Below are 21,124 nucleotides of genomic sequence, written 5' to 3'. Positions count from 1 at the left end.
TACAGGGGTGCGAGGGGATAGACTGAAATGCATGACTGTCACGAGCCAAACCGGATCTTCCCGGAGGAAGAAGAAGCGCCCCTCTAGCTCCACCTCGCGCCCAGGCCGTAGTTCGAGCACTGGGCGTTCTTCACGCTCGGCCAGTTCTACCCGATCCACCTCTGTGGTCACGACCTCCACCCACCCCGCCTACCGCGCCGCGGAAAGCTCCGGCGAGCGCACCGGCAGTGCCTTGGTGGCCGTGGGGCAGGGGGTATCCGCCATGGCCAGTGCTACCGCGAACGCCACCCGCGGCATGGGCGCGAAGCTGGCCCAGAGCAAGGCTCGAATGGCTGAGCGCTCCCAGCAGCGTAAGGCCGCTAAAGCCGCGAAGGCGGCGGAGCAGGCCGATACCGGCGAAGGAGCGGAGGCGGAGACCACTGTCATGCGGCGGGCTCGTACCCCGCATGAGGCCTACCCCCTCAACGAGACAGACTCCAGCGGCTACGCGGCGAACCCGCGTAGCTCGCGTTCCTCCTATGGCTCCGAGTCCACCGCCTCCGAACCGGATACGGAGGAGGCGCCCGAGGCGAAAGACACCGCCGGTGGCCCAGACTTTATTGAGCGTCATTCCGATGGCATTGGCCTCAGCCTGATCGGCGTGGCTGCGGTGATCGCCGCCAGCATGTGGTTTAACGTGGCGGGCCCCGTTGGCCGCGTCATCGCCGGCTCGAGCCAATGGCTCATTGGCGCCGGCGCGCACCTCTTGCCGATCGCACTGATCGCCCTAGCTGTGGTGGTGATGATGGACACCTTCCCCAAGGCCACCCATCGGCTGCGTGTGCTGGTGGGCACCGCCTTGATCGTGGCGGGCATGCTGGGGCAGATCCATATTTTCTCCGGCCAGCCCACGACCATCGCGGGGCGCGCCGATTCCGGTGGCATTATCGGCACCCTCTTCGGCGGAGTCCTGGCTCTAGGCTTTACTTCCTATGTGGCCGTGCCGATTCTCACGCTCGTCATCATCTACGGCGCCTTGCGCGTCACCGATATCAGCGTGCGGGAATTCGTGGATATCTGCTCCATGTGGATCCGCGAACAGCTCGGCCGCGGCGAGTCGGAGGACTTCGATATCGACGCCGCCGCAGAATCCGAGTTCGACGAGGACGCGGCACAGAGCCCGCTGGTAGAGGACTCCGCGCTGTATCGCCCCCACCGCCAGCGCGAGCGAGACAGCGCGGAGATCCCGCGCCGTGTGCCCGCCAGCCCGCAGCAGCCTGCCCCGCGCCCGAGCGCAAGCCCGCGCCCCCGCTACACTGCCGCCGCCGAGGACAGCCAGCACGCCCCGCAGCCCGAGTATTCCGCCTCCGAGGCGGAGCCGACTGCGGTGCTGCCGCGTGATTACACCCCGAGTGATCCGCAGACCACCAGCTCCTTCGAGGCCATCGGTACAGACTCTCCGCTGCCGGCAGAAGAGCCCGAGCTGGCAGAGGATGACTATGCGGACGAGGACTACGCAGCAGCCGAACGCAGCGACGATGCCGTACAGCGCTCCCATGATGCGGTGCGGCGCTCTGCCGCAGCCCGCACCGCCGCGCATAGCCCGCGCCCAGCGACCCCGCAGCCTGCTGCGCCGACACCCGCTGCCTCGATGCCGGCTGCGCCCGAGTCGGACGCGGCTGAGGCCTCGACGGTGGACCCCGCGGCGATTCCGGCCTCCACGCCGCGCAGCGAGCTGAATAAGCGGGAGGAGCCGGCGCGCGAGCCGGCGCCGGTGGCCAATAGTGACAGCGACTATGAGTTGCCCTCCACCGATTTGTTGGTGGCCGGTAGCGCGCCGAAGACCCGCTCGGCCGCCAATGACCGCATGATCGAGGCCATCACCGAGGTCTTTAATGAGTTCAAGGTGGACGCCCAAGTGACGGGTTTCTCCCGCGGCCCCACAGTCACCCGCTACGAGGTGGAGCTCGGCCCGGGCGTGAAGGTCTCGAAGGTGACCAACCTGCAGTCCAACTTGGCCTACGCGGCGGCCACCGATAACGTGCGTCTGCTCACCCCGATTCCCGGCAAGTCCGCCGTGGGTATCGAGGTGCCCAACTCCGATCGCGAGATGGTGCACCTGGCCGATGTGCTGAGCTGCCCAGAAACCCATGACAATCCCGATCCGATGGTTATCGGCTTAGGCAAGAACATCGAGGGCGATTTTGTCTCCCACTCGGTGCAGAAGATGCCGCACCTGTTGGTGGCGGGTTCTACCGGCTCCGGTAAGTCCGCCTTCGTCAACTCGCTGCTCGTGTCGCTGCTCACCCGTGCGCGGCCGGAGGATGTGCGCCTGATCCTGGTGGACCCGAAGATGGTGGAGCTCACCCCCTACGAGGGGATTCCCCACCTGATCACCCCGATCATCACCCAGCCCAAGAAGGCGGCGGCCGCTCTGCAGTGGCTGGTGGATGAGATGGAGCAGCGCTACCAAGATATGAAGGCGGCGCGCGTGCGCCACATCAAGGACTTCAACCGCAAGGTCAAAAGCGGCGAGTACCAGGCCCCGCTGGGTTCGGAGCGGGTGATCGAGCCCTATCCCTACATCGTGTGCGTGGTGGACGAGCTCGCCGATCTGATGATGACCGCGCCGAAGGAGATCGAGGAATGCATCGTGCGCATCACGCAAAAAGCGCGTGCCGCAGGCATTCACTTGGTGCTGGCCACCCAGCGCCCCTCGGTGGATGTGGTCACCGGTCTGATCAAGACGAACGTGCCCTCTCGTCTGGCCTTCGCTACCTCCTCGCTCACTGACTCGCGCGTGATCCTGGATCAGGGCGGCGCGGAGAAGCTCATCGGTATGGGCGATGGCCTGTTCATTCCCCAAGGCGCCGGCAAGCCGCAGCGCATCCAGGGCGCCTATGTCACCGACGAGGAAGTCCAGGCAGTGGTGGAGGCCGCCAAGGCCCAGGCCGAACCGGAGTACACCGAGGGCGTCACCGACGATAAGTCTGCGGAGGCCAGCAAGGATATCGACCCGGACATCGGCAACGATCTCGAGGATCTCCTCGAGGCCGTGGAGCTGGTGGTCACCGCCCAGGTGGGCTCGACCTCCATGCTGCAACGCAAGTTGCGCATCGGCTTCGCCAAGGCCGGCCGGCTCATGGACCTCATGGAAACCCGCGGGGTGGTCGGCCCCTCCGAGGGCTCGAAGGCCCGCGAGGTCTTGGTTAAGCCCGATGAGCTGGACACCATCCTGTGGATGATCAAGGGCGCTGATCCCGCCGAGGCGCCTAAGGAAGAGGATGGCCCCGAGGTAAAAACCGTGGATGCGAATCCCACCGGCGGAGTGTTCTAAGACCGAACCCGCACACATCAAGATCAATGTGTGCGGGTTTTTCGTATATAGTGGGTTCCGTCATGGAGGGGAGTACCCCTGAAATGGTGGTGATCGTCAGCACGGCCGCCGCTGCACCGCGATGGCGTGCAGCAGCCCCGGTCCCACCAGCCCACTACGCGGTGGGGGAGACCTCCGGTAGGTAACTACTTATCGCACCGGAGGATAATCACTATGCATGTGCCTTTGTGGGTGTGGGTGCTCACGGCCGTGATTGTCATTGCATTCATCGCATTCGACTTCTTTACCCACGTCAAAACCCCGCACGAGCCGAGCTTGAAAGAAGCCGGCTTTTGGACCGCCTTCTACGTGGTGCTCGCCATGCTCTTCGGCGGTTTTGTGTGGCTGTTCTGGGATCACCAACGCGGCCTAGAGTTTCTCTCCGGCTACGTCACCGAAAAAGCATTGAGCGTGGACAATCTCTTCGTGTTCGCGCTGATCATCGGCACCTTCAATGTTCCCCGCAAGTACCAACAAAAAGTGCTGCTCTTCGGTATCGCCATGGCGTTGGTCTTCCGCACCGTATTCATTCTCCTGGGCGCGGCCGCCATTAATGCCTGGTCGGATATCTTCTACCTCTTCGGTATCTTCTTGCTCTACACGGCGATCAAAACCGTGTGGGAAGAGGCGAAGGATGCACCGCCGACCAATCCTGCGGACATGGCGATTATCCGCTTCACCCGCCGGTTCATTCCGATGACGGACGACTACAACGGCGATAAGATGACCGCCCGCGTCAACGGCAAGCGTTTCTTTACCCCGATGGCGATGGCGCTGGTGGCGATCGGCTTTATCGACGTGATGTTCGCCTTCGATTCCATCCCCGCCATCTACGGGCTCACCAACGAGGCCTATATCGTCTTCACCGCCAATGCCTTGGCCTTGATGGGCCTGCGGCAAATGTACTTCCTGCTCGATGGCCTACTCGATCGCTTGGTCTACCTGGCCTATGGTCTGGGCATCATCTTGGCGTTCATCGCCGTGAAGCTCATCCTGCACGCCCTGCACGAAAACAACCTGCCCTTCATCAATGGCGGCGAGGATGTGCACGTGCCCGAGATCGGCACCTGGGTGTCCCTGGCCTTCATCGTGGGCGTGTTGGTGCTGACCATTGTGGCGTCCTGGATCAAGGGCAAGCGCGATGAGGCCCAAGGGGCCGTGGCTATCTCCACGAACAAGCTCTTGGGTAAGCACGAGGACAGCGCCACCGGCGATGGCGCGTAGCGCAGTGCCCGCGTGGAGACCGCCCAGGACCAGGGCGGCGAGACGCCCTCACGCTAGATATCGAAGACGTTGAGCACGGGGTTCCAGGTTTTAAAGGAACGGGACTCCAGTGCGCCGCCCGTGTAGAAGGGGTCGCGGTCCATGAGCGCGCGGGCATCGTCGATACCCGCCTCGTCCTCGAGAGCGATGAGGATGAGCGCGCCACCCTCGCCGTCGGTGTAGGGGCCGGAGCCGATGAGCTTTCCCTGCTGCTTGAGATCGCCAAGAAACTCGCGGTGTACGGGCCGAATCTCGGCGATCTTTTCGGAGCTGGGGGAGTAGGAGTATTCCACTGCGAAAACCTTCATGGTTTCAAATTATAGGTCGCAAGGTAGGGTTGAAGGCGTGAAGGACCCGAGCAACAGCACCCCAGCAGCTAACTCCGTGCAGCGACCCTCGAATTTCAATCTGCCGAATGTATTGACATCGCTGCGCATTATTTTCGTGCCCGCCTTCGCGTGGCTGGTGCTGACGAGCCAAGGCCAGAACAATGGCTGGCAATGGGCCGCGTTCATCATGTTCGCCCTGTTAATGTTCACCGACAAGCTCGATGGGGACATCGCGCGTAAACGCGGGCTGATCACGGAATTCGGCAAGATCGCCGATCCCATAGCCGATAAGGCGCTGATGATCACCTCCTTGGTGTGCCTCAATCTCATTGACATGCTGCCGTGGTGGGTCACCATCGTCATCGTGGCGCGTGAGCTGGGCATTACCTTCTGGCGCATGGTGCAGCTCCGGCGCGGGAGGGTGGTTCCGGCCTCCAAGGGCGGCAAGCTCAAGACCGCGCTACAAACCATTGCCGTGGGGCTCTATTTGCTGCCGCTGCCAGGGTGGATGGACATCCCCAGTTTTGTGGTGATGCTGGCCGCTGTGGTGGTGACCGTAGTCACAGGTGTGCAGTACATTATCGACGGCCGCAAGACCAATTAAGAGCGTGGACTCTCTCGATACCGCCGCGTCAGCGCTGCTCGACGCGCTGCGCAGGCGCGGATTGACTCTGGCCTGCTGTGAATCCTTGAGCGCCGGGATGCTCGCCGGCACGCTCGCCAATATCAGCGGCGCCTCCGCGGTTCTGCGCGGTGGTCTAGTCACCTATGCCACGGAGCTCAAAAGCGAACTCGCCGGGGTGGACCCACAGCTGCTGGACCTATTCGGCCCTATATCCCCGGAATGTGCCGCCGCGATGGCGCGTGGAGCACGCCGGGCCTGCGGCGCCGATATCGCCATCGCCCTCACCGGCGTGGCCGGCCCAGAGCGCCAAGATGGGCATCCCGTCGGGGAAGTATGGATGGCCGTAGCCAGCGGCGAGCGCGCCGTGCGGGTGCGCCGGATGTCGCCGCCGCGTCACCATAGCAGGCAGGGGATTCGCGCGCAGGCGGTGGCCGAGGCGATCGACTTGGGCCGCGAGCATATCGACGCTATGCCGCTGGGGTGAACGAGAAGCAACTACAGTGGGTGCACAACCACCACCGCGTGCCGCGCCGATGAGGGCGCGGGGAACAAAAGGTGTCCACGAGACGTTAGAAGAAGTGATGGCAACTTACACAGCTCTTTTAGATCAGCCGCTCGGCGCCCCTCGGGTGCGCCCCGACTCGGCAGACGCGGAGACCATGGCATCCTCGCGTCCCGAGGAGCCGCTATTGCGCGAGGCTCTTGGGGCAGCCTTGCGGTCCTTCCGCGCCGATAAGGGCATTACCCTCCGCGAGCTCGCAGAGGCCTCCAGTGTCTCCCCAGGCTATCTCTCTGAATTGGAGCGAGGCCGCAAGGAGGTCTCCTCCGAGCTACTGGCCGCGGTCTGTTATGCACTCGATACCCGTGTCGCGGATGTGCTCATCGAGGCCGCTGGCTCAATGGCAGTGGAGTCTGCGCAGGCGGACTTGGCGAAAGTGTAAGACCGTCCCCCTGCGCCTAGAGTGATCGCCGAGCTGGTTAGGCTCGGCGGCACGTGCTAGGTGCGACACCGATGAATGCTGTGGTGCGTAGTGCTGTGCGTGCGCGCCAGTTCGATACCTGCTGACGTACAATCAGCGCAGGAATACACATTGTGGCAAGAAAGGCTGACGAGAAAGCGTTATGGCTAATCCCTTTACTAAGGCATGGAAGTACTTGATGGCGCTGTTCGACTCGAAGATCGAGGAGAACGCGGATCCGAAGATTCAGATTCAGCAGGCCATTGAGGAAGCCCAGCGTCAGCACCAGGAGCTCTCGCAGCAGGCTGCCAACGTGATCGGCAACCAGCGCCAGTTGGAGATGCAGCTCAACCGCCGTCTCTCCGAGATCGAGAAGCTCCAGGGCAATACCCGCCAGGCACTGAAGCTGGCCGATCAGGCCCGCGCCGAGGGCAATGAGGCCAAGGCCTCGGAGTACGAGAACGCCGCCGAGGCTTTCGCCGCCCAGCTGGTCACCGCTGAGCAGTCTGTGGAGGACACCAAGAAGCTGCACGATCAAGCTCTGCAGCAGGCCACCCAGGCCAAGAAGGCCGTGGAGCGTAACTCCATGGTGCTGCAGCAGAAGGTCGCCGAGCGCACCAAGCTGCTCTCGCAGCTCGAGCAGGCCAAGATGCAGGAGAAGGTCACCGAGTCCCTGGAGTCCATGAACTCCGTGGCTGCTGGCGGCAACACCCCGAACTTGGATCAGGTGCGCGAGAAGATCGAGCGCCGCTACTCCAATGCACTGGGCCGCGCCGAGCTGGCAGAAAATAGCGTCCAAGGCCGCATGGCCGAGGTCGAAGCAGCCGGCGTGCAGATGGCGGGCCACTCCCGTCTGGAGCAGATCCGCTCCGAGATGCGTGGGGATGCTCTCGAGTCCGGTTCTCCCCAGCAGTCCATCGAGTCGCCTCGCCCCTCCTCGAACTCGGTGAGCAACGACGCCATCCAGCAGCGCATGCGAGAAATCCGCGGCGAATAACTCCTCGTCCCGTGCCCGCCCTCGCGGCAGCGAGAGATGCGCGCAGGGCGCGCACAAGGCATACGGGGGTTGCTAAGCCCCAAGCATTAACGCTGGTCCACACACCGGAATGTGTGCGGGCCAGCGTTTGTGCGTCTACGGAAAGAATTAATCGCCTACCCCGCGCGCCCATAGAGCATCGGCGATGGCGCGGGCGCGGCGGATAGAACGAATAGCCATGGGGGTGCCTAGGGCGGTAAGGGAGAAATCAACCCCGCGCGCCTTTCTGGCATCCAGTACCTCGTTCACTGCGTTGAGCTGCAGCGGGATCAGTCGGATGGTCAGCGAGATGGCCAGGCTGATGGTCTCTACCGGCACACCCCAGCGGGCGGTGGGGGCGAGCATGGACTCCAGCGAGTGCATCATCTCGGCAATGGTCGTGGTGAGGGTGAGCAGCACTGCGGCTGCGATGGAGGCGAAGAGCAGGAGAACCAGCGTGATGGCGTCGATAAGCGTGTTCTGCCACCACTGAAAGCCGCCGAGAAGGAGCAAGAGCGGCAGCGTCGGCCATAATTGATTCCACGCGATGCGCGCGGGGATGCGGGCAAGCAGATAGCCGGCGGCGACCAGCGCGAGGGCGATAGCGGCGCGGGTGGGGGAGGAGACCACCACCGCGGCGGCGATCACGAAGCCGATGAGGCCGCAGAATTTCACGGCCGCCGGCAGCCGATGCATGGGGGTGTGGCCGGGAACGTAGATGCTGAGCGGGACCGAACGCATGGGCTTAGCCCTCGATCATGGCGCGCTCGTAGTGGGCGATAACCTCTGCCGGCGGGCCATCTTCGCGGATGGTGTGGTTATCGATCCACAGCACGCGGTCGAAGTCTCGGATGAAGCCGAGATCGTGGGTGACCACGATGACCTGCTGGCTCAGCTCGGCGATAATGTGGCGCAGCTGCTCGCGATTGCGCAGATCCAAGAGGGTGGTGGGCTCATCGGCGATGAGCACCTCCGGCTGCATCACCAGCACCGCAGCCAAGGCCAGAAGCTGCTTCTGCCCGCCGGAGAGCGTATGCGGGGAGTGCTCACGATAGGCGCTCAGTCCGAAACGCTCCATGACCTCCTCGACGCGGGCATCCCGCTCGGTTGAGCTGAGCTTGAGGCGTTTGAGGGAGAAGCGAATATCGTCTTCCACGCGGGGCATCACGATCTGGTTCTCGGCGTCGGTGAAAACAAAACCGACTTTCCGACGCACCTTCTTGCCGTGTCTGGCCACCTCCAGCCCATCGACACTCACCGAGCCGCTGGTGGGCTCGCCGAGGCCGTTGATCAGCCGGATGAAGCTGGATTTGCCGCCGCCATTGGCGCCGATGATACCGATGCGCTGCTCCTTAAGCTCCACCGAGATTGGATCGAGCACCCGATCACCATCAAAGCTGATGCTGGCGGAGGAAAAGACGATGCGCGGCATCTAGATCGTGGTGTGGGAGGGCTCGCGGCGGCGCTTCTCCTCGGCCATGATGTCGGGGAACGCGGAGTGCACGCCGACGGCGATGGCGGCAGCGGCGGCGAACTTCAGCGCATCCAAGGGCAGGAAGGTGCCGTGGATGACGATGGCTTCACCGAAGCCCATATCGCCGCGCAGCCACAGACCGATGGCGCCGAGCAGGTACTGGGCGAGCAGACCCACGAAGGCACCGAAGCTCACCGCGATCACCAGGTTGCTCTTGTTGCGCGGCCGCGCCTTATAGGCGATGACACCGGCGATGAATGCGCTGCAGAGATAGCCGAAGAGATAGCCGATCGTCGGCCCCGCCAGCGCCGCCAGAGTGGAACGACCGCCCGCCAGCACCGGCAGCCCCAGCATGCCGATCAGTAGGAACAGCCCCGCAGTGTAGAAACCGCGACGCCCACCCAATACGAGGCCCGCGAGCACCACGATCGCGTTCTGCAACACGATGGGCACGCCGGCGGCACCGGGAATAGTGACGAACGCGAAAACGATGATCAACGCGGTGAATACCGCGATATAGGAGATATCGCGCACTGTGGAGCGGGAGGGAGAGGCGGCCATAAGTGGGAAATCCTTAACAATGACAATAGGGAGCGGATCTCAGCGGGCACGGCACGCCACGACCACCTGCAGCAGGCGGCAGCGACTTAGTGTCACCTGAGAAGAAACAAAACGTGTGTCTTACTGTAGTCGTTGACAGCGCCTATGAACATGGGGGTCGGAGAACTCCCTCGCGCTTATCGACGCCGCCCTCGGTGGCTCGGCAGCGCGCGGGACTGGATGGGGCGCTGTAGGCGAGAACACCGAGCGGGTTACGATGGGCGCTATGCGCGAAACACAATTCCTGAAGCTCGTGACCGACGAGTTCGGGCAACAGTACGGTCAGTGGATCGTGCGTTCCCATGTGCTCAGCCGCTGGGGGCAGACGGCCGCCGAGCTCATGGAGGGACAGGGCACGGATCTGCGTGATATCTGGTGGCATCTCTGTGCGGATTTTGATGTCCCAGCCGAACGGCAATTGGGTGTGGATGACTAGCGCGCCGAGAAGGGTTGTACTGGGATAACGAAAGTTGCATTAGAACATGTGTGCCCGTAATCTGTTCGATAGTGTCGCACGCGGGCGCTAGTGTGATCCTCGAGCGCGCCGCCCAGCGCGCAGCCAGAGGGCACTCGCGTGCCGGAACCGCTGCAGGAGCCGGAGACGTCTATAGAAGGTATCGGTGGCTCAAGCCCTCCGGTAGCGTGGCGCCAGACGGCGCATCGATTAAAGAACAACCAAGCGATAGCAGGAGACAACACAACAATGGCAGCACGCAAGACCAAGTCGAAGACCCCCAAGGGTGCGTCGAATGATAAGGCCAAGGCCCTCGAATCGGCCATGGCGCTGATTGAGAAGGACTTTGGCAAGGGCTCAATTATGCGCCTGGGTGATGAGAATCGCCCGCCGATTAGCGCGATTTCTTCGGGCAATACCGCTATCGATATTGCGTTGGGTATTGGCGGCTTCCCGCGCGGGCGCATTGTGGAGATCTACGGTCCGGAGTCCTCCGGTAAGACCACGGTGGCTTTGCACGCGGTAGCCGAGGCGCAGCGCGCCGGCGGTATCGCCGCCTTTATCGATGCCGAGCACGCCCTTGATCCGGACTATGCCCGCAAGCTGGGCGTGGATACCGATCAGCTGCTGGTATCCCAGCCCGATACCGGCGAACAGGCCCTCGAGATCGCCGATATGCTGGTGCGTTCCGGTGCTATCGACATCATTGTTGTGGACTCGGTGGCCGCGCTGACCCCGAAGGCCGAGATCGAAGGCGATATGGGCGATAGCCACGTCGGTCTGCAGGCGCGACTGATGAGCCAGGCGCTGCGTAAGCTCACCGGCGCCCTCTACAGCGCGGGCACTACCGCGATCTTCATTAACCAGCTGCGCGAGAAGATCGGCGTGATGTTCGGCTCGCCGGAAACCACCACGGGTGGTAAGGCCTTGAAGTTCTACTCCTCGGTACGCTGCGATGTGCGCCGCATCCAGACCCTGAAGGATGGCCAGGATGCGGTGGGTAACCGCACCAAGCTGAAGGTGGTGAAGAACAAGGTATCGCCGCCGTTCAAGGTGGCCGAGTTCGACATCATCTACGGCGAAGGCATCTCCCGTGAGGGCTCGATCATTGATCTCGCCGTGGAAAATGGCATCGTGAAGAAATCCGGCTCGTGGTTTACCTACGATGGCGATCAGCTCGGCCAGGGCCGAGAAAAGGTGCGCCTGCACTTGAAGGACACCCCAGAGCTGGCCAATGAGATCGAGGACAAGATCCTGCGCAAGCTCAAGGTGGGCAAATACGCCAATCTCGAGGACGATGACGCGCTCACCGACGATCCGGTGGACATGGTGCCCAATGTGGACTTCGATGATGTCGATCTGGGAGACGACTCTGAGGAGTAATGACACAGCACAGCGCCGAGGCCTGGGAAGAGAAGAACGCTAAGCTGCGGGCGCTCGCCGATGCCCTCGAACGCTATGAGCGCGAGGGCAACCCTGGGCTCTTCGACGAGCACGCGGAAGAGGAGCGCCAGACCGTGCGCGCCAAGGCGCTCGTTCTGCTCAATCACCGCATGCGTTCGGAACACGAGATGCGGACCCGGCTGCTCGGCTATGACTACCCACCCGAGGTCGTGGACGCGGTTATCGACGATCTCATCTCCCAACGCCTTATCGACGATGCCCTCTTCGCCTCGGAATGGGTGCGGCAGCGCCACCGCAAGGGCAAAAGCCGCGCAGTACTGGACCGCGAACTCCGAGATAAGGGAATCAGCGCCGATACCCGCGCCGAGGCGCTGCAGCAGGTCGACGACAGCGATGAACGCAGCGTCGCCCAGGCCGTGGCGGAAAAGAAAGCCCGTTCTATTGCGCGGCCGCCCGCCGACTTCGCGGAAAGAAATAAGTACTTGCGCCGCATCGTCGGCGCCCTCGCTCGCCGAGGCTTCACCCAACACATGAGCATGGGTATCGCGATCGCCGCCCTCGACGCGAGGATCGCAGAACTCGAAGACTAAGGCCTCATGGCTGTGGCGCCGGCCTGCGGGGGCGTCCATCTACTCGCTATAGCAGGGCTGCTGCTGGAGTGGTCTATCTTTGAGGCCATCGGCCCTCGATTGCTGCATTATGTTGGCTCGACCCAGATCGTTAGAATGACTACCCGTGTCTCACCCCCAGAATCAGCACAGTGTAAAAACCAGCCTTGTGTCCGACTCCGCCCGCAGCTATGAGGTCCGTACCTTCGGCTGCCAGATGAACGTGCACGACTCGGAGCGTCTCTCCGGTCTGCTCGAAGACTCCGGATACGTGCCGGCGGAAGAAGGCGCCACCCCGGATCTCGTGGTGTTTAATACGTGTGCCGTGCGCGATAACGCCGACCAGCGCCTCTATGGCACCCTCGGCAATCTGCGGTCGGTGAAGGATAAGCACCCGGGCATGCAGATCGCCGTGGGCGGCTGCTTGGCGCAAAAGGACAAGGACACCGTGGTGTCCAAAGCGCCGTGGGTGGATGTGGTGTTCGGCACCCACAATATTGGTTCGCTGCCCACGCTTCTGGAGCGCTCCCGCCACAATCGCCACGCCGAGGTCGAGATCGTCGACGCCCTCGAACAATTCCCCTCGGTCTTGCCGGCGAAGCGCGAATCTGCCTATGCCGGCTGGGTGAGTGTGTCGGTGGGCTGCAATAACACCTGTACCTTCTGCATCGTTCCCAGCCTCCGCGGAAAGGAACAGGACCGGCGTCCCGGCGATATCCTGTCCGAGGTGCAGGCCTTGGTGGACCAGGGCGTGTCCGAGGTGACCCTGCTGGGGCAAAACGTCAATGCCTATGGCGTGAACTTCGTCGACCCCGATCTCGAGCGCGATCGCAGCGCCTTTTCCAAGCTGCTGCGCGCCTGCGGTGAGATCGAGGGACTGGAACGGCTGCGTTTTACCAGCCCCCACCCGGCAGAGTTCACCAGCGATGTTATCGACGCCATGGCCGAGACCCCCACGGTGTGCCCGCAGCTGCACATGCCGCTGCAGTCCGGCTCCGATGAGGTGCTGAAGAAGATGCGCCGCAGCTACCGCACCAGCAAGTTCCTGCGCATCCTCGATGAGGTACGGGAGAAGATCCCGCACGCCGCCATCACCACCGACATCATTGTCGGCTTCCCCGGTGAAACCGAGGAAGACTTCCAAGCCACCCTCGACGTGGTAGAGAAGTCCCGCTTCTCCAGCGCCTATACCTTCCAGTACTCGCCGCGACCGAGCACACCCGCCGCGGAGATGGCCAATCAGATCCCCAAGGAGATTGTCCAAGACCGCTATGAGCGGCTGCTGGCAGTGCAAGAGCGCATTAGCGAAGAGGAAAACGCCGCCTTCCATGGCCGCGAGGTAGAGCTGCTGGTGCAGGCCGGCGGTGGCAGGAAGAACAGCGCCACCAAGCGCGTCTCGGGCCGAGCCCGCGATGGCCGCCTGGTGCACTTCAACCCCATTGACGCACAGGGTGAGGATATGGCAGAACAGATCCGCCCAGGTGATGTGGTGACGGTGACCGTCACGGACTCCGCCCCGCACTTCCTCCTCGCCGATGGTGGCGTGCTGAGTCACCGCCGCACCAAGGCGGGGGACATGTCCGAGGCGGGGAAGCGGCCCACGACCGAGCCAGTGGGGGTGGGCCTCGGCCTGCCGGGTATCCGCCCCTCGTCCTAGGGCTTGAGGCGACTCTCGCCTACAATATGTGGGGAGTGCGCACCCGCAACACGCTGCGCCCTCCGTTCTAGTATCTGCAGGCCACACCACGTGGTCGCGCACCTGGATGGAATCGACTACACAGTGGAGATGAACCCCTAGTGGATAAAGCGAACACCCCCGCCGAGAAGAAGCTACTCTCGGCCGATGATCTCGCCGGCCTCGAGAAGCAGGCAGCGAAAAAGGTGGACATGGGCTCCACGTGGATCAGCCTGATCGCTGTTTTCGTGCTGTTTCTCATCACCTTGATCCTTCCCTTCACTGGCAAAGCCAATGGCTTCGACATTCTGATGATGAATGATAAGGCCCTCGAATTTGGTGCCACCCCGCTCGAACGCCTCTTTGTGATTTTGGGGCTGGTGTCGATGGTGGTGGTGAATCTCGTGGTGGTGGCGTCGCGAAGCATGCTGCTGACCTACATCAACTGGGTATTCGCCGGCATTACGGGCACTGCGGCGATGTTCATGATTTGGATGGGGCAGACCCGGTTGCGCGCCGAGGGCTCCTCGGGCACCGAGTTCGGTGCCGCTCTAAGCGGAATCGTGGCCATCGCATTCTTGCTGATCATGACGGGATTGATCTTCCGCCGCAGCGAAGAACAGCTCGATATTGAAGATGCCCGCCGCGAAGCCGGCTCGGATGATCCCGTGGCCGACGCCCAGCGTGAGGCAAGCGTGGGGCGGCGCTTCTCCCGCTATGAGGACAGCCCGCTATTCGTCGATGATCGCCGCAAGAAGGCCTCGGAGCGCCACCGCCCCCGCAACACTGACGCCACCGACGCTGAGGACTAAGCGCTCAGCGCGCGACGACGCTGATAGGCCGAGGCCCGACTAATCGGGTGGAAGCCCAACGCCGTATTCACCGCCAGCATCGGCTTATTAGACACCTCCACCGAGGTATAGACCCGCGCTAGCCGCGGGTCTTTCGCATGTAACGCCTCCAGGAGTTCCTGCTTCACCAGCAGCCCCGCCCCACACCCGCGGACCGAGCGCGCCGTGACGGTGACGTTCTGCTCGGCCACATCCTCGCGGGAGCCGGTGGCCTGGGCGATTACGCTTAAGGCCAGCACGGTGCTCGTCTCGCCCTCGCCGCTCAGGAGCAGACCGAAGTGGGTGCGGGTGCCATTTTCCTGGGCAAGGCGGGTGATGGCATCCAAGCGGCCACGGTCCCAGCGCTCGTTTTCGCCCACGAAGTCGCGCCGCGGCGCATCGCTATCCGCCAGAGCATAAAGCTCAGTGATCTGCTGTCGCATATGGCTGGGTAGTTCATCGCAGAAGTACTCGAAGCGCACCTGCGCGTCGTTGCCATCCTGAGCCACCGCGGTGTGCAGCCGCTCCCAGCTCGCCGCGGTGGGCGCGGTGACGGGCAAGGGCACAAAGCCTTGGACGGTGTGCAGCACCGGGAAGAACCCAGCGTCCTGCAGGAGCTGCGCATAGGGGAGCTCAGCGGGGGCCTGATCATCGCCGGTATCCACGATGGGTTGTTCGAGCCAAGTGGTGAGCAGAGTGCGTTCGGCACGTGCGGCGAAGACCCGCGCCAGCTCGAGTGCGTAGTAATAGCGCTGACGCTGCTGCTCACTCATTTCTTCGCCAGGCAGGACGAGTTCCTCGACATCGGCGATGAGCTCGACGGTGGCGGCACAGCCGTCCTCGAGCAGTGGCAGGGAGACGATGATGCCATAGCTAAAATCCACCACCTCATCCACGGCGCGGGCAGCGGCCGCGCCCGCTTCCGCCGCGGCTGTGGGTAGGGCGACGCTGTTATCCAGCGCACGAGCGGGGCTGAGCTGCAGATCGTGATCGGCGCTGAGCAGCAGGATGGTGCTGCGCGCATCGGGGGCGGGGATGAGACAGGAACACAGCCGCTCCACGGAGAGGGAACGATCCGCGGTGCCGGCGAGCATCTGCGCCCGGAAACCGTCGCTGAGAGCGAGGGTTTTGAGATTGGTATTGATCGCGTCGGTGCGCGGCAAGGCGGTGATGGGGGAGAAGTGATAGACAGTCATCGTCCACCCAGCTTAAACGGTGGGCCTGCACCTGCTGCACGGTGGCCACCCGCGCCAAAGAGACCACCACCCACGAAACGGCCGAAGTGGGGTGTCTCGTGGGTGGTGGGGTGAAGAAGCGCCGTGTAAGGGCTTAGAGGTTGTCCACTGCCTGGGTGGCGGCGTCGGCCCATTCCTGCCATTGGGCGGCCTGGGCGCGGTATTTCTCGGCGTCCTTGGTCTTGCCGGCATTCTCGGCCTCGGCGGCTTGGTTATTGAATTCTTCCACGCGGTCGAGGAATTGCTGGGCGCGGGCCTGCACCTCGGGGTCGGTGCGACGCCACTGCTCGTCCGCGGCGCGTGCCACCTTGTCCTCGAGCTGCTTGATCTTGGAGTCGTACTCGCGGATCTTCGCCCGCGGCACATAGCCGATAGCCTCCCACTTCTCCTGCAGCTCGTGCAGCTTCGCGCGGGCGGCCTCGAGGTCCTTTTCCGGGGTGATCAGCGGGGTGTATTCCGCGATCAGCGCATCCTTGGCCTCGGCATTGGCTTGAAACTCCTTGTCCCGCTGCTCGTTGAGGGCATTGCGGGCCTGGAAGAAGTGATCCTGGGCGGCCTTGAAGGAGGCCCACAGGGCATTATCCACCTCGCGCGGGGCGCGGCCGGCGGCCTTCCACTGCTTCATCAGCTCGCGGAACTCCCCAGCGGTGGCGTTCCAGTCGGTCGAGTCCTTGAGCTCTTCGGCCTTGGCCACCAGCGCCTCTTTGGTGCGGCGGGCGGCGGCGCGGTTGCGGTCGAGTTCCGCGAAGTGCGAACCGCGGCGGCGGTTGAAGCTATCGCGGGCCTTGGAGTAGCGCTTCCACAGCGCATCATCGGTGGCGCGATCAATACCGCGGATGGTTTTCCACTCATCCAAGATGGCGCGCAGGCGATCCCCAGCGGCCTTCCACTCGGTGGAGTCCGCGGCGATGCTCTCGGCCTCGGCGGCGAGCTCCTCCTTGCGGGCGATGGCCCGGGCACGGCGCTCGGCCTTGCGCTGTTTGGCTTCCTCGCCGGCCTCCACGGACTCGTTCATGATCTCCGCGAGGCGATCATCGAGATTGTCCACATCGCCGATCACGGTGGCCTCGGGCAGCGATTCCCGGAGCGCGGCCGCAGAGGTACGAATATTGGCGGCGTCATCGGGATGTGCCTTGAGGCGGGCCTCGAGAAGCTCGACTTCGGTGGCGAGATCAGCGAAGCGTTGTGCGTAGTGGGCCAAACCGGCCTCGGGGGAGCCGGCCTGCCACGAGCCGATCACGCGCTCACCGGCCTTGGTGATGAGCACGACGGTGCCGTCCTCGTCGATGCGGCCGAAGCGGGACGGATCCGACTTCGGGATATGCACAGCATGCGGTGCCGCCGGCCGTGCTACTGCGCTGGGGCGCGGCGCGGGCGTGGCTCCCGGCATGGCTCCGGGGGTGACGCCGGGGCGGGGGCCCGGACGCGGACCTGGTGTGGGGCTCGGGGGAGTAGTCATGGCGTGAGGAATCCTTATAGTCTGTAACGCTGCCGCGCGGCACGGCTGCCAATAAACACGAACTGACAAAAACCCTAGCACCTCTGCTGGGGGCACGTAGGGGAGAACCCTAGGTGGTGGCACCTATGGTTTAAGCTAAATTTCCGAGGAAAAATCAGTCAAGGTCTGGAGTTGTCTGTGCGGCACATCGTGGTCATCCCCTCCTCCCCAGCATTGATCGAGGGGGTCTCTCCCCATGATGAGGGATCAGCGCGCCTGCGCCAGGCGGCCCGCAGCATCCTGAGCACGCGCGCCGCCGCTGTCGATAGCATCGCGGTGATGCGCTCCGCCGCCCCGGAATGCCGCACCGAGCTCACCGGTTCGCTCAGCGCCTGGGCGCCTGGGGTGGAGCTGCCGCGCGCCCAGGACGGGCACCTCTTGGGCGAGATCATCGCCCGCCTCCTGCTGGGGGAGCAAGAACAGAAGATCACCGCCTGTGCCGAGGAGATAGAGGCGCTTGTCGACGCCGAGCTGGTGATTGTGCTCGCCGATGGCCCCGTGACATTAACCGAGCGGGCCCCCGGTGGCTTCCACCCCGCGGCCGAGGATGCCCAGAGCTGCGTGCGTCAGCTGCTTCGCGGCGATGCCCCCGAGCAGTGTCACTACTCTGCTCTCTCTGAGGCTGGGGTGCTCGACCCACAGCCCTGGATGGAGTTGTGGACGCTGCGTGAGCAGGCCACGGCGCAGCAGCTACTCGCAGAAGACACCACCGGCGGGGTAGGCCGCTTCGTGGCGCAGTGGGAGATGGCGGCATGAGCCAGTGCACCCCCCTCGCTATTGTCGGCCCCACCGCCTCCGGCAAGTCGAGTCTCGGTATCGCCCTGGCCCAGCAGCTCGGCGGCGAGGTGGTCAATATCGACTCCATGCAGCTCTACCGCGGAATGGATATCGGAACCGCCAAGCTCAGCCCAGCAGAGCGCGGCGGAATCACCCATCACCTGCTCGATATCTGGGATGTCACCCACACCGCCTCGGTGGCCGAATACGGCGAGATCGCGCGCGGGGTGGTGGAGAATCTCCGGAGTTCCGGAACAGTCCCGGTCTTGGTGGGTGGCTCCATGATGTATGTGCAATCGGTGGTGGACCAGTGGGAGTTTCCGCCCACCGACCCACAGGTGCGGGCCCGCTATATGGCGCTGCAAGAAGAGATCGGCCCTGCCGGCATGCATGAGCGGCTGCGCGCTGTGGATCCCGCGGCAGCGGAGATTATCGAGGAGAATGACCCGCGGCGCAATGTACGTGCCCTTGAAGTCATCGAGCTGACCGGCAAGCCCTATGCCGCCTCCCAGCCGCCGAAGGACACTCCGCCGCGGTGGGGCACGCATCTTCTGGGGCTCGCGGTAGATATGGACTGGCTGGGCCCGCGTATCGAGCAGCGCACCCGCGAGATGTTTGACCAGGGCTTCATTGAGGAGGTCCGCAGCCTCCGCGAGCGCGGGCTTATAGCCGGCTCGACGGCCGGGCGGGCAATCGGCTACGCCCAGGTATTAGCGCATCTGCGCGGAGAGATCACTGCCGAGCAGGCCTATGAGGACACGGTGCGCGCCACCCGCCGTTATGTGCGGCGCCAGCGCTCCTGGTTTAAACGCGATCCGCGCATCACCTGGATTGACGCCGCGGACAACCCGCTCGAGCAGGCGCGAGCACAGCTGCGCCGGTGGGGCTATAGCGACGGCGCAGACTCGGCGGGGGAATAAGGACTAGCTGTAGTCGTGGCCAAGGCGGAGCGCGGCGCGCCGGGCGCTTTGATAGCGCTCCTCGAGGGCGGCGGCACGACGATCGGTGATAGCCAGCAAAGACTCCAATTGCGGGATCGTATCGTGGGTTTCCAGCTTGGAGTTCAGGCGATTAAGGAAGCGCTTGGCCGTGGAGTACTCGTGGTGGAACTCCTCAATATCCGGATCAGTGCAATCGGGATCGGCCAGCGCCGGCCGCTGCAAGGTGCGATCGGCAATGGAATCGGTGTCCGTGCCGGTGAGGAAGCGCTCGTATTCGCTGATGGTGTCTTGAATATCCTCCGCGGAATAGCGGATGGAGGAGACCACGGCGGCGGTTTCCTTGCTATCGGGGCGATTGCGCAGGGTGTACCACACCACGCCGGAGACGAGCAGCACCAAAATGATGCCTTCGAAGCGCAGGAAGACGATGAGGGCGACACAACACACCAGCAGTATGTAGTGGGTCCAGTCGAGGGACGGCCAATGGTTTCGCACTGCGCTCCTTTCTGTTCTCGCGGCTCTGTTCTCGCGGCGGCGAGTAGCTCACTCGATGATGGGGTCATGGGGGCAACGAGTCATGCTCGGGATTTGTTCCCCGCCTCCGCCCAGCCGGTTAGTGGCTGCCGCAGCCTCCCGAGCCACAACCGCAGCCGCCGCCGGAGCCGCAGCCGCCGCCACTGGGGGCGAGGATGGATGCGGTCAGGGACACCCGGCCGGCAATCACCGTGCCCGGGGCGGGCAGATCAGAATCGGCGGGCAGGCACAGATCCATCGGGAAGGGAGAGGAGACGCGCACATAAATGAAGCGCTGCCCAGTCAAGGCATTGGTGCGGTACTCCGAGTGGGAGACCTGGAAGGCGATCTGGGCGGCGGAGTCGGGTGGGGTCGAGCCATCCCCAGCGGCGATCACCTCGGCGCCGTGGGAGAGGACCGTGCCGAGCTTCAGCCCGGTGCTGGAGGCGATATAGCTATCGGGGTCGCTAAACCCAGCCAAAGAAATACCCAGAGCGGTAATCGATAGCTCCTGGAAACGCTGCTGGCCGTCCTCGACGAGCAGCGGTCCTTGGGCGATATTGGCGGTAAGGGTGGTGATGGTCTCGTCGTGATCGTCGAGCACCTCGATCTGGCCGAGTACGTCGTTGACCATGGTGACATGTCCGCGCGCCACGAGCGGGGAGAGGAAACCCGCATAGGTAGAGAAGGGCTCGGCGGCCAGAATGTTGATCTGGGCGCCGGAGGCGTCGGTGAACTGCACAAGCTGGCCATCGCCGACTTCGCCGGTGACGGCGAGCTGGTTGGAGGAGATAGCAGCCTCTACTGCGTCCTGCCACTCGGGGAAGTCCATGCCGATACTTTTAAGGTCACTGGTCATGAGACTCATGGTAGGCAAGGAAACAACGAGATAAAAATACAGCCCACGATATTTTCCCTAGATAATCCGTGGATTTCTGTGGTAATAACCACAGCTCGGTATGACCTGCGTTTTCCTCTCGGAGGGCGGGGGCACCCACGGGTTCGCGCGCGGCAGTGGAAAACTGCGGGAGGGGTGTGAGGGTCGCGACAGCGCGCATCGATTGTGGTCCATCAATGCTGGGTAGGTGAGGCATTACTCACTGAGAGTATTCTCATACGTGGCCAGCATAGCCTTAGCTTGTCGCGCGGCGTTAGGATTAGATAGTTCACCCTTTGAAACTGATAAGAGGTCATCCATGATTGCAATTCTCGCCGAGATGGAAAAAGGTCAGCGCGGCCGCCTCGATGGCATCGATCACGATAACGTCAGCCCCGAGTGCTACCGCCGGTTTTCCCAGCTCGGATTCCGTGAAGGCTGCTCGATTGAGATCACTCACCACACTGCCGGCGGCGGCGTCGTTGTTCGCGTCGGCTCCTCCCGCTATGCGCTTGATGCCCATACCGCGCGAGCAATGCGTCTGCAGGTCTAATACGCCCAGCCTTAGCTGATAACTGCGTTGTCGCCCCCGTGCCTGCGCCACCGTGCGTGGCCGTACACGATGTGGCGCCGCATCATCCTGAGCTCCGCCAGAGCATATCCCCGACGGAGTGTTCCGTTCGCCCCATAAT

Annotated in this window: 22 protein-coding genes; 14 read left to right on the top strand and 8 right to left on the bottom strand. The window is 63.4% G+C overall.

The window, feature by feature from the left end:
• Positions 1-31: 31 nt before the first annotated feature.
• Positions 32-3,316 carry a DNA translocase FtsK 4TM domain-containing protein gene (locus GBB14_RS01545; RefSeq protein ID WP_370451573.1) on the top strand — a complete coding sequence of 1,095 codons (3,285 nt, stop codon included), beginning with the start codon at positions 32-34 and terminating at the stop codon, positions 3,314-3,316.
• A 213-nt stretch (positions 3,317-3,529) separates the two neighbouring features.
• A complete protein-coding gene (locus GBB14_RS01540; protein WP_151528578.1) occupies positions 3,530-4,579 on the top strand; it encodes a TerC family protein in 1,050 nt (349 codons plus the stop codon).
• A 53-nt stretch (positions 4,580-4,632) separates the two neighbouring features.
• Here GBB14_RS01540 and GBB14_RS01535 read toward each other — a convergent pair whose 3' ends face one another.
• Positions 4,633-4,926, bottom strand: a complete 294-nt coding sequence (locus tag GBB14_RS01535; protein ID WP_151528579.1) for a YciI family protein — start codon at positions 4,924-4,926, stop codon at positions 4,633-4,635.
• Here GBB14_RS01535 and pgsA point away from each other — a divergent pair.
• The 4 genes from pgsA to GBB14_RS01515 all read left to right on the top strand — a co-directional run bounded on the left by pgsA (position 4,925) and on the right by GBB14_RS01515 (position 7,528).
• On the top strand, positions 4,925-5,551 hold the full coding sequence (gene pgsA / locus GBB14_RS01530) for a CDP-diacylglycerol--glycerol-3-phosphate 3-phosphatidyltransferase (protein ID WP_151528580.1): 627 nt from the start codon (positions 4,925-4,927) through the stop codon (positions 5,549-5,551). The genes GBB14_RS01535 and pgsA overlap by 2 nt on opposite strands.
• 4 nt (positions 5,552-5,555) lie before the next feature.
• Positions 5,556-6,056 (top strand): CinA family protein, encoded by a 501-nt coding sequence (locus GBB14_RS01525; protein ID WP_151528581.1) that lies wholly within the window; start codon positions 5,556-5,558, stop codon positions 6,054-6,056.
• Between the two features lie 97 nt (positions 6,057-6,153).
• Positions 6,154-6,513 carry a helix-turn-helix domain-containing protein gene (locus GBB14_RS01520; protein ID WP_151528582.1) on the top strand — a complete coding sequence of 120 codons (360 nt, stop codon included), beginning with the start codon at positions 6,154-6,156 and terminating at the stop codon, positions 6,511-6,513.
• 181 nt (positions 6,514-6,694) lie between these two features.
• Entirely contained in the window at positions 6,695-7,528 is an 834-nt protein-coding gene (locus GBB14_RS01515) for a PspA/IM30 family protein (protein WP_151528583.1), read from the top strand.
• Positions 7,529-7,675: 147 nt separating this feature from the next.
• On the opposite strand, the gene GBB14_RS01510 is transcribed toward GBB14_RS01515, so the two are convergent.
• The 3 genes from GBB14_RS01510 to GBB14_RS01500 are packed head-to-tail and all read right to left on the bottom strand — an operon-like array spanning position 7,676 to position 9,581.
• Positions 7,676-8,287 (bottom strand): energy-coupling factor transporter transmembrane protein EcfT, encoded by a 612-nt coding sequence (locus GBB14_RS01510; RefSeq protein WP_151528584.1) that lies wholly within the window; start codon positions 8,285-8,287, stop codon positions 7,676-7,678.
• Between the two features lie 4 nt (positions 8,288-8,291).
• A complete protein-coding gene (locus tag GBB14_RS01505; RefSeq protein ID WP_151528585.1) occupies positions 8,292-8,978 on the bottom strand; it encodes an energy-coupling factor ABC transporter ATP-binding protein in 687 nt (228 codons plus the stop codon).
• Positions 8,979-9,581: a biotin transporter BioY gene (locus tag GBB14_RS01500; RefSeq protein WP_151528586.1), complete on the bottom strand. Its 603-nt coding sequence runs from the start codon at positions 9,579-9,581 to the stop codon at positions 8,979-8,981.
• A gap of 265 nt (positions 9,582-9,846) precedes the next feature.
• Between GBB14_RS01500 and GBB14_RS01495 the strand changes: the two genes are divergently transcribed.
• The 5 genes from GBB14_RS01495 to GBB14_RS01475 all read left to right on the top strand — a co-directional run bounded on the left by GBB14_RS01495 (position 9,847) and on the right by GBB14_RS01475 (position 14,573).
• Complete coding sequence (locus GBB14_RS01495; protein ID WP_151528587.1) at positions 9,847-10,056, top strand: DUF3046 domain-containing protein; 210 nt, start codon at positions 9,847-9,849, stop codon at positions 10,054-10,056.
• Between the two features lie 267 nt (positions 10,057-10,323).
• On the top strand, positions 10,324-11,457 hold the full coding sequence (gene recA, locus GBB14_RS01490) for a recombinase RecA (protein WP_151528588.1): 1,134 nt from the start codon (positions 10,324-10,326) through the stop codon (positions 11,455-11,457).
• A complete protein-coding gene (locus GBB14_RS01485) occupies positions 11,457-12,068 on the top strand; it encodes a regulatory protein RecX (RefSeq protein ID WP_151528589.1) in 612 nt (203 codons plus the stop codon). Before recA ends, GBB14_RS01485 begins: the two co-directional genes overlap by 1 nt.
• Before the next feature lie 187 nt (positions 12,069-12,255).
• A complete protein-coding gene (miaB, locus tag GBB14_RS01480; RefSeq protein ID WP_225976573.1) occupies positions 12,256-13,743 on the top strand; it encodes a tRNA (N6-isopentenyl adenosine(37)-C2)-methylthiotransferase MiaB in 1,488 nt (495 codons plus the stop codon).
• A gap of 140 nt (positions 13,744-13,883) precedes the next feature.
• Positions 13,884-14,573, top strand: a complete 690-nt coding sequence (locus tag GBB14_RS01475; protein ID WP_151528591.1) for a hypothetical protein — start codon at positions 13,884-13,886, stop codon at positions 14,571-14,573.
• Here the strand turns inward: GBB14_RS01475 and GBB14_RS01470 are convergent.
• A complete protein-coding gene (locus GBB14_RS01470; RefSeq protein ID WP_151528592.1) occupies positions 14,570-15,787 on the bottom strand; it encodes a hypothetical protein in 1,218 nt (405 codons plus the stop codon). The two genes, GBB14_RS01475 and GBB14_RS01470, sit on opposite strands and share 4 nt — an antisense overlap.
• 133 nt (positions 15,788-15,920) lie before the next feature.
• A complete protein-coding gene (locus tag GBB14_RS01465; protein WP_151528593.1) occupies positions 15,921-17,285 on the bottom strand; it encodes a DUF349 domain-containing protein in 1,365 nt (454 codons plus the stop codon).
• A 171-nt stretch (positions 17,286-17,456) separates the two neighbouring features.
• Between GBB14_RS01465 and GBB14_RS01460 the strand changes: the two genes are divergently transcribed.
• Both GBB14_RS01460 and miaA read left to right on the top strand, forming a co-directional pair.
• A complete protein-coding gene (locus tag GBB14_RS01460; RefSeq protein WP_151528594.1) occupies positions 17,457-18,080 on the top strand; it encodes a hypothetical protein in 624 nt (207 codons plus the stop codon).
• On the top strand, positions 18,077-19,021 hold the full coding sequence (gene miaA, locus GBB14_RS01455) for a tRNA (adenosine(37)-N6)-dimethylallyltransferase MiaA (RefSeq protein ID WP_151528595.1): 945 nt from the start codon (positions 18,077-18,079) through the stop codon (positions 19,019-19,021). The genes GBB14_RS01460 and miaA overlap by 4 nt, the downstream gene beginning before the upstream one ends.
• Positions 19,022-19,024: 3 nt before the next feature.
• On the opposite strand, the gene GBB14_RS01450 is transcribed toward miaA, so the two are convergent.
• Positions 19,025-19,537: a hypothetical protein gene (locus tag GBB14_RS01450; protein WP_151528596.1), complete on the bottom strand. Its 513-nt coding sequence runs from the start codon at positions 19,535-19,537 to the stop codon at positions 19,025-19,027.
• A 118-nt stretch (positions 19,538-19,655) separates the two neighbouring features.
• A complete protein-coding gene (locus GBB14_RS01445) occupies positions 19,656-20,414 on the bottom strand; it encodes a hypothetical protein (protein WP_151528597.1) in 759 nt (252 codons plus the stop codon).
• A gap of 337 nt (positions 20,415-20,751) precedes the next feature.
• Between GBB14_RS01445 and GBB14_RS01440 the strand changes: the two genes are divergently transcribed.
• Complete coding sequence (locus tag GBB14_RS01440; RefSeq protein ID WP_151528598.1) at positions 20,752-20,985, top strand: ferrous iron transport protein A; 234 nt, start codon at positions 20,752-20,754, stop codon at positions 20,983-20,985.
• Positions 20,986-21,124: the final 139 nt, after the last annotated feature.

The organism is Corynebacterium sp. 51B, assembly GCF_008930785.1.
GTDB lineage: Bacteria > Actinomycetota > Actinomycetes > Mycobacteriales > Mycobacteriaceae > Corynebacterium > Corynebacterium megadyptis.
The sequence above is the reverse complement of the archived record's forward strand: the minus strand, read 5'-3'. Positions and strand labels throughout refer to the sequence as shown.

Bases quoted from the DNA above. Each gene is read 5' to 3' on its own strand.
- GBB14_RS01545 (WP_370451573.1), top strand. From the start codon at position 32: ATGACTGTCACGAGCCAAACCGGATCTTCCCGGAGGAAGAAGAAGCGC.
- GBB14_RS01540 (WP_151528578.1), top strand. From the start codon at position 3,530: ATGCATGTGCCTTTGTGGGTGTGGGTGCTCACGGCCGTGATTGTCATT.
- pgsA (WP_151528580.1), top strand. From the start codon at position 4,925: ATGGTTTCAAATTATAGGTCGCAAGGTAGGGTTGAAGGCGTGAAGGAC.
- GBB14_RS01535 (WP_151528579.1), bottom strand. From the start codon at position 4,926: ATGAAGGTTTTCGCAGTGGAATACTCCTACTCCCCCAGCTCCGAAAAG.
- GBB14_RS01520 (WP_151528582.1), top strand. From the start codon at position 6,154: ATGGCAACTTACACAGCTCTTTTAGATCAGCCGCTCGGCGCCCCTCGG.
- GBB14_RS01515 (WP_151528583.1), top strand. From the start codon at position 6,695: ATGGCTAATCCCTTTACTAAGGCATGGAAGTACTTGATGGCGCTGTTC.
- GBB14_RS01510 (WP_151528584.1), bottom strand. From the start codon at position 8,287: ATGCGTTCGGTCCCGCTCAGCATCTACGTTCCCGGCCACACCCCCATG.
- GBB14_RS01505 (WP_151528585.1), bottom strand. From the start codon at position 8,978: ATGCCGCGCATCGTCTTTTCCTCCGCCAGCATCAGCTTTGATGGTGAT.
- GBB14_RS01500 (WP_151528586.1), bottom strand. From the start codon at position 9,581: ATGGCCGCCTCTCCCTCCCGCTCCACAGTGCGCGATATCTCCTATATC.
- GBB14_RS01495 (WP_151528587.1), top strand. From the start codon at position 9,847: ATGCGCGAAACACAATTCCTGAAGCTCGTGACCGACGAGTTCGGGCAA.
- recA (WP_151528588.1), top strand. From the start codon at position 10,324: ATGGCAGCACGCAAGACCAAGTCGAAGACCCCCAAGGGTGCGTCGAAT.
- GBB14_RS01485 (WP_151528589.1), top strand. From the start codon at position 11,457: ATGACACAGCACAGCGCCGAGGCCTGGGAAGAGAAGAACGCTAAGCTG.
- GBB14_RS01470 (WP_151528592.1), bottom strand. From the start codon at position 15,787: ATGACTGTCTATCACTTCTCCCCCATCACCGCCTTGCCGCGCACCGAC.
- GBB14_RS01465 (WP_151528593.1), bottom strand. From the start codon at position 17,285: ATGACTACTCCCCCGAGCCCCACACCAGGTCCGCGTCCGGGCCCCCGC.
- miaA (WP_151528595.1), top strand. From the start codon at position 18,077: ATGAGCCAGTGCACCCCCCTCGCTATTGTCGGCCCCACCGCCTCCGGC.
- GBB14_RS01445 (WP_151528597.1), bottom strand. From the start codon at position 20,414: ATGACCAGTGACCTTAAAAGTATCGGCATGGACTTCCCCGAGTGGCAG.
- GBB14_RS01440 (WP_151528598.1), top strand. From the start codon at position 20,752: ATGATTGCAATTCTCGCCGAGATGGAAAAAGGTCAGCGCGGCCGCCTC.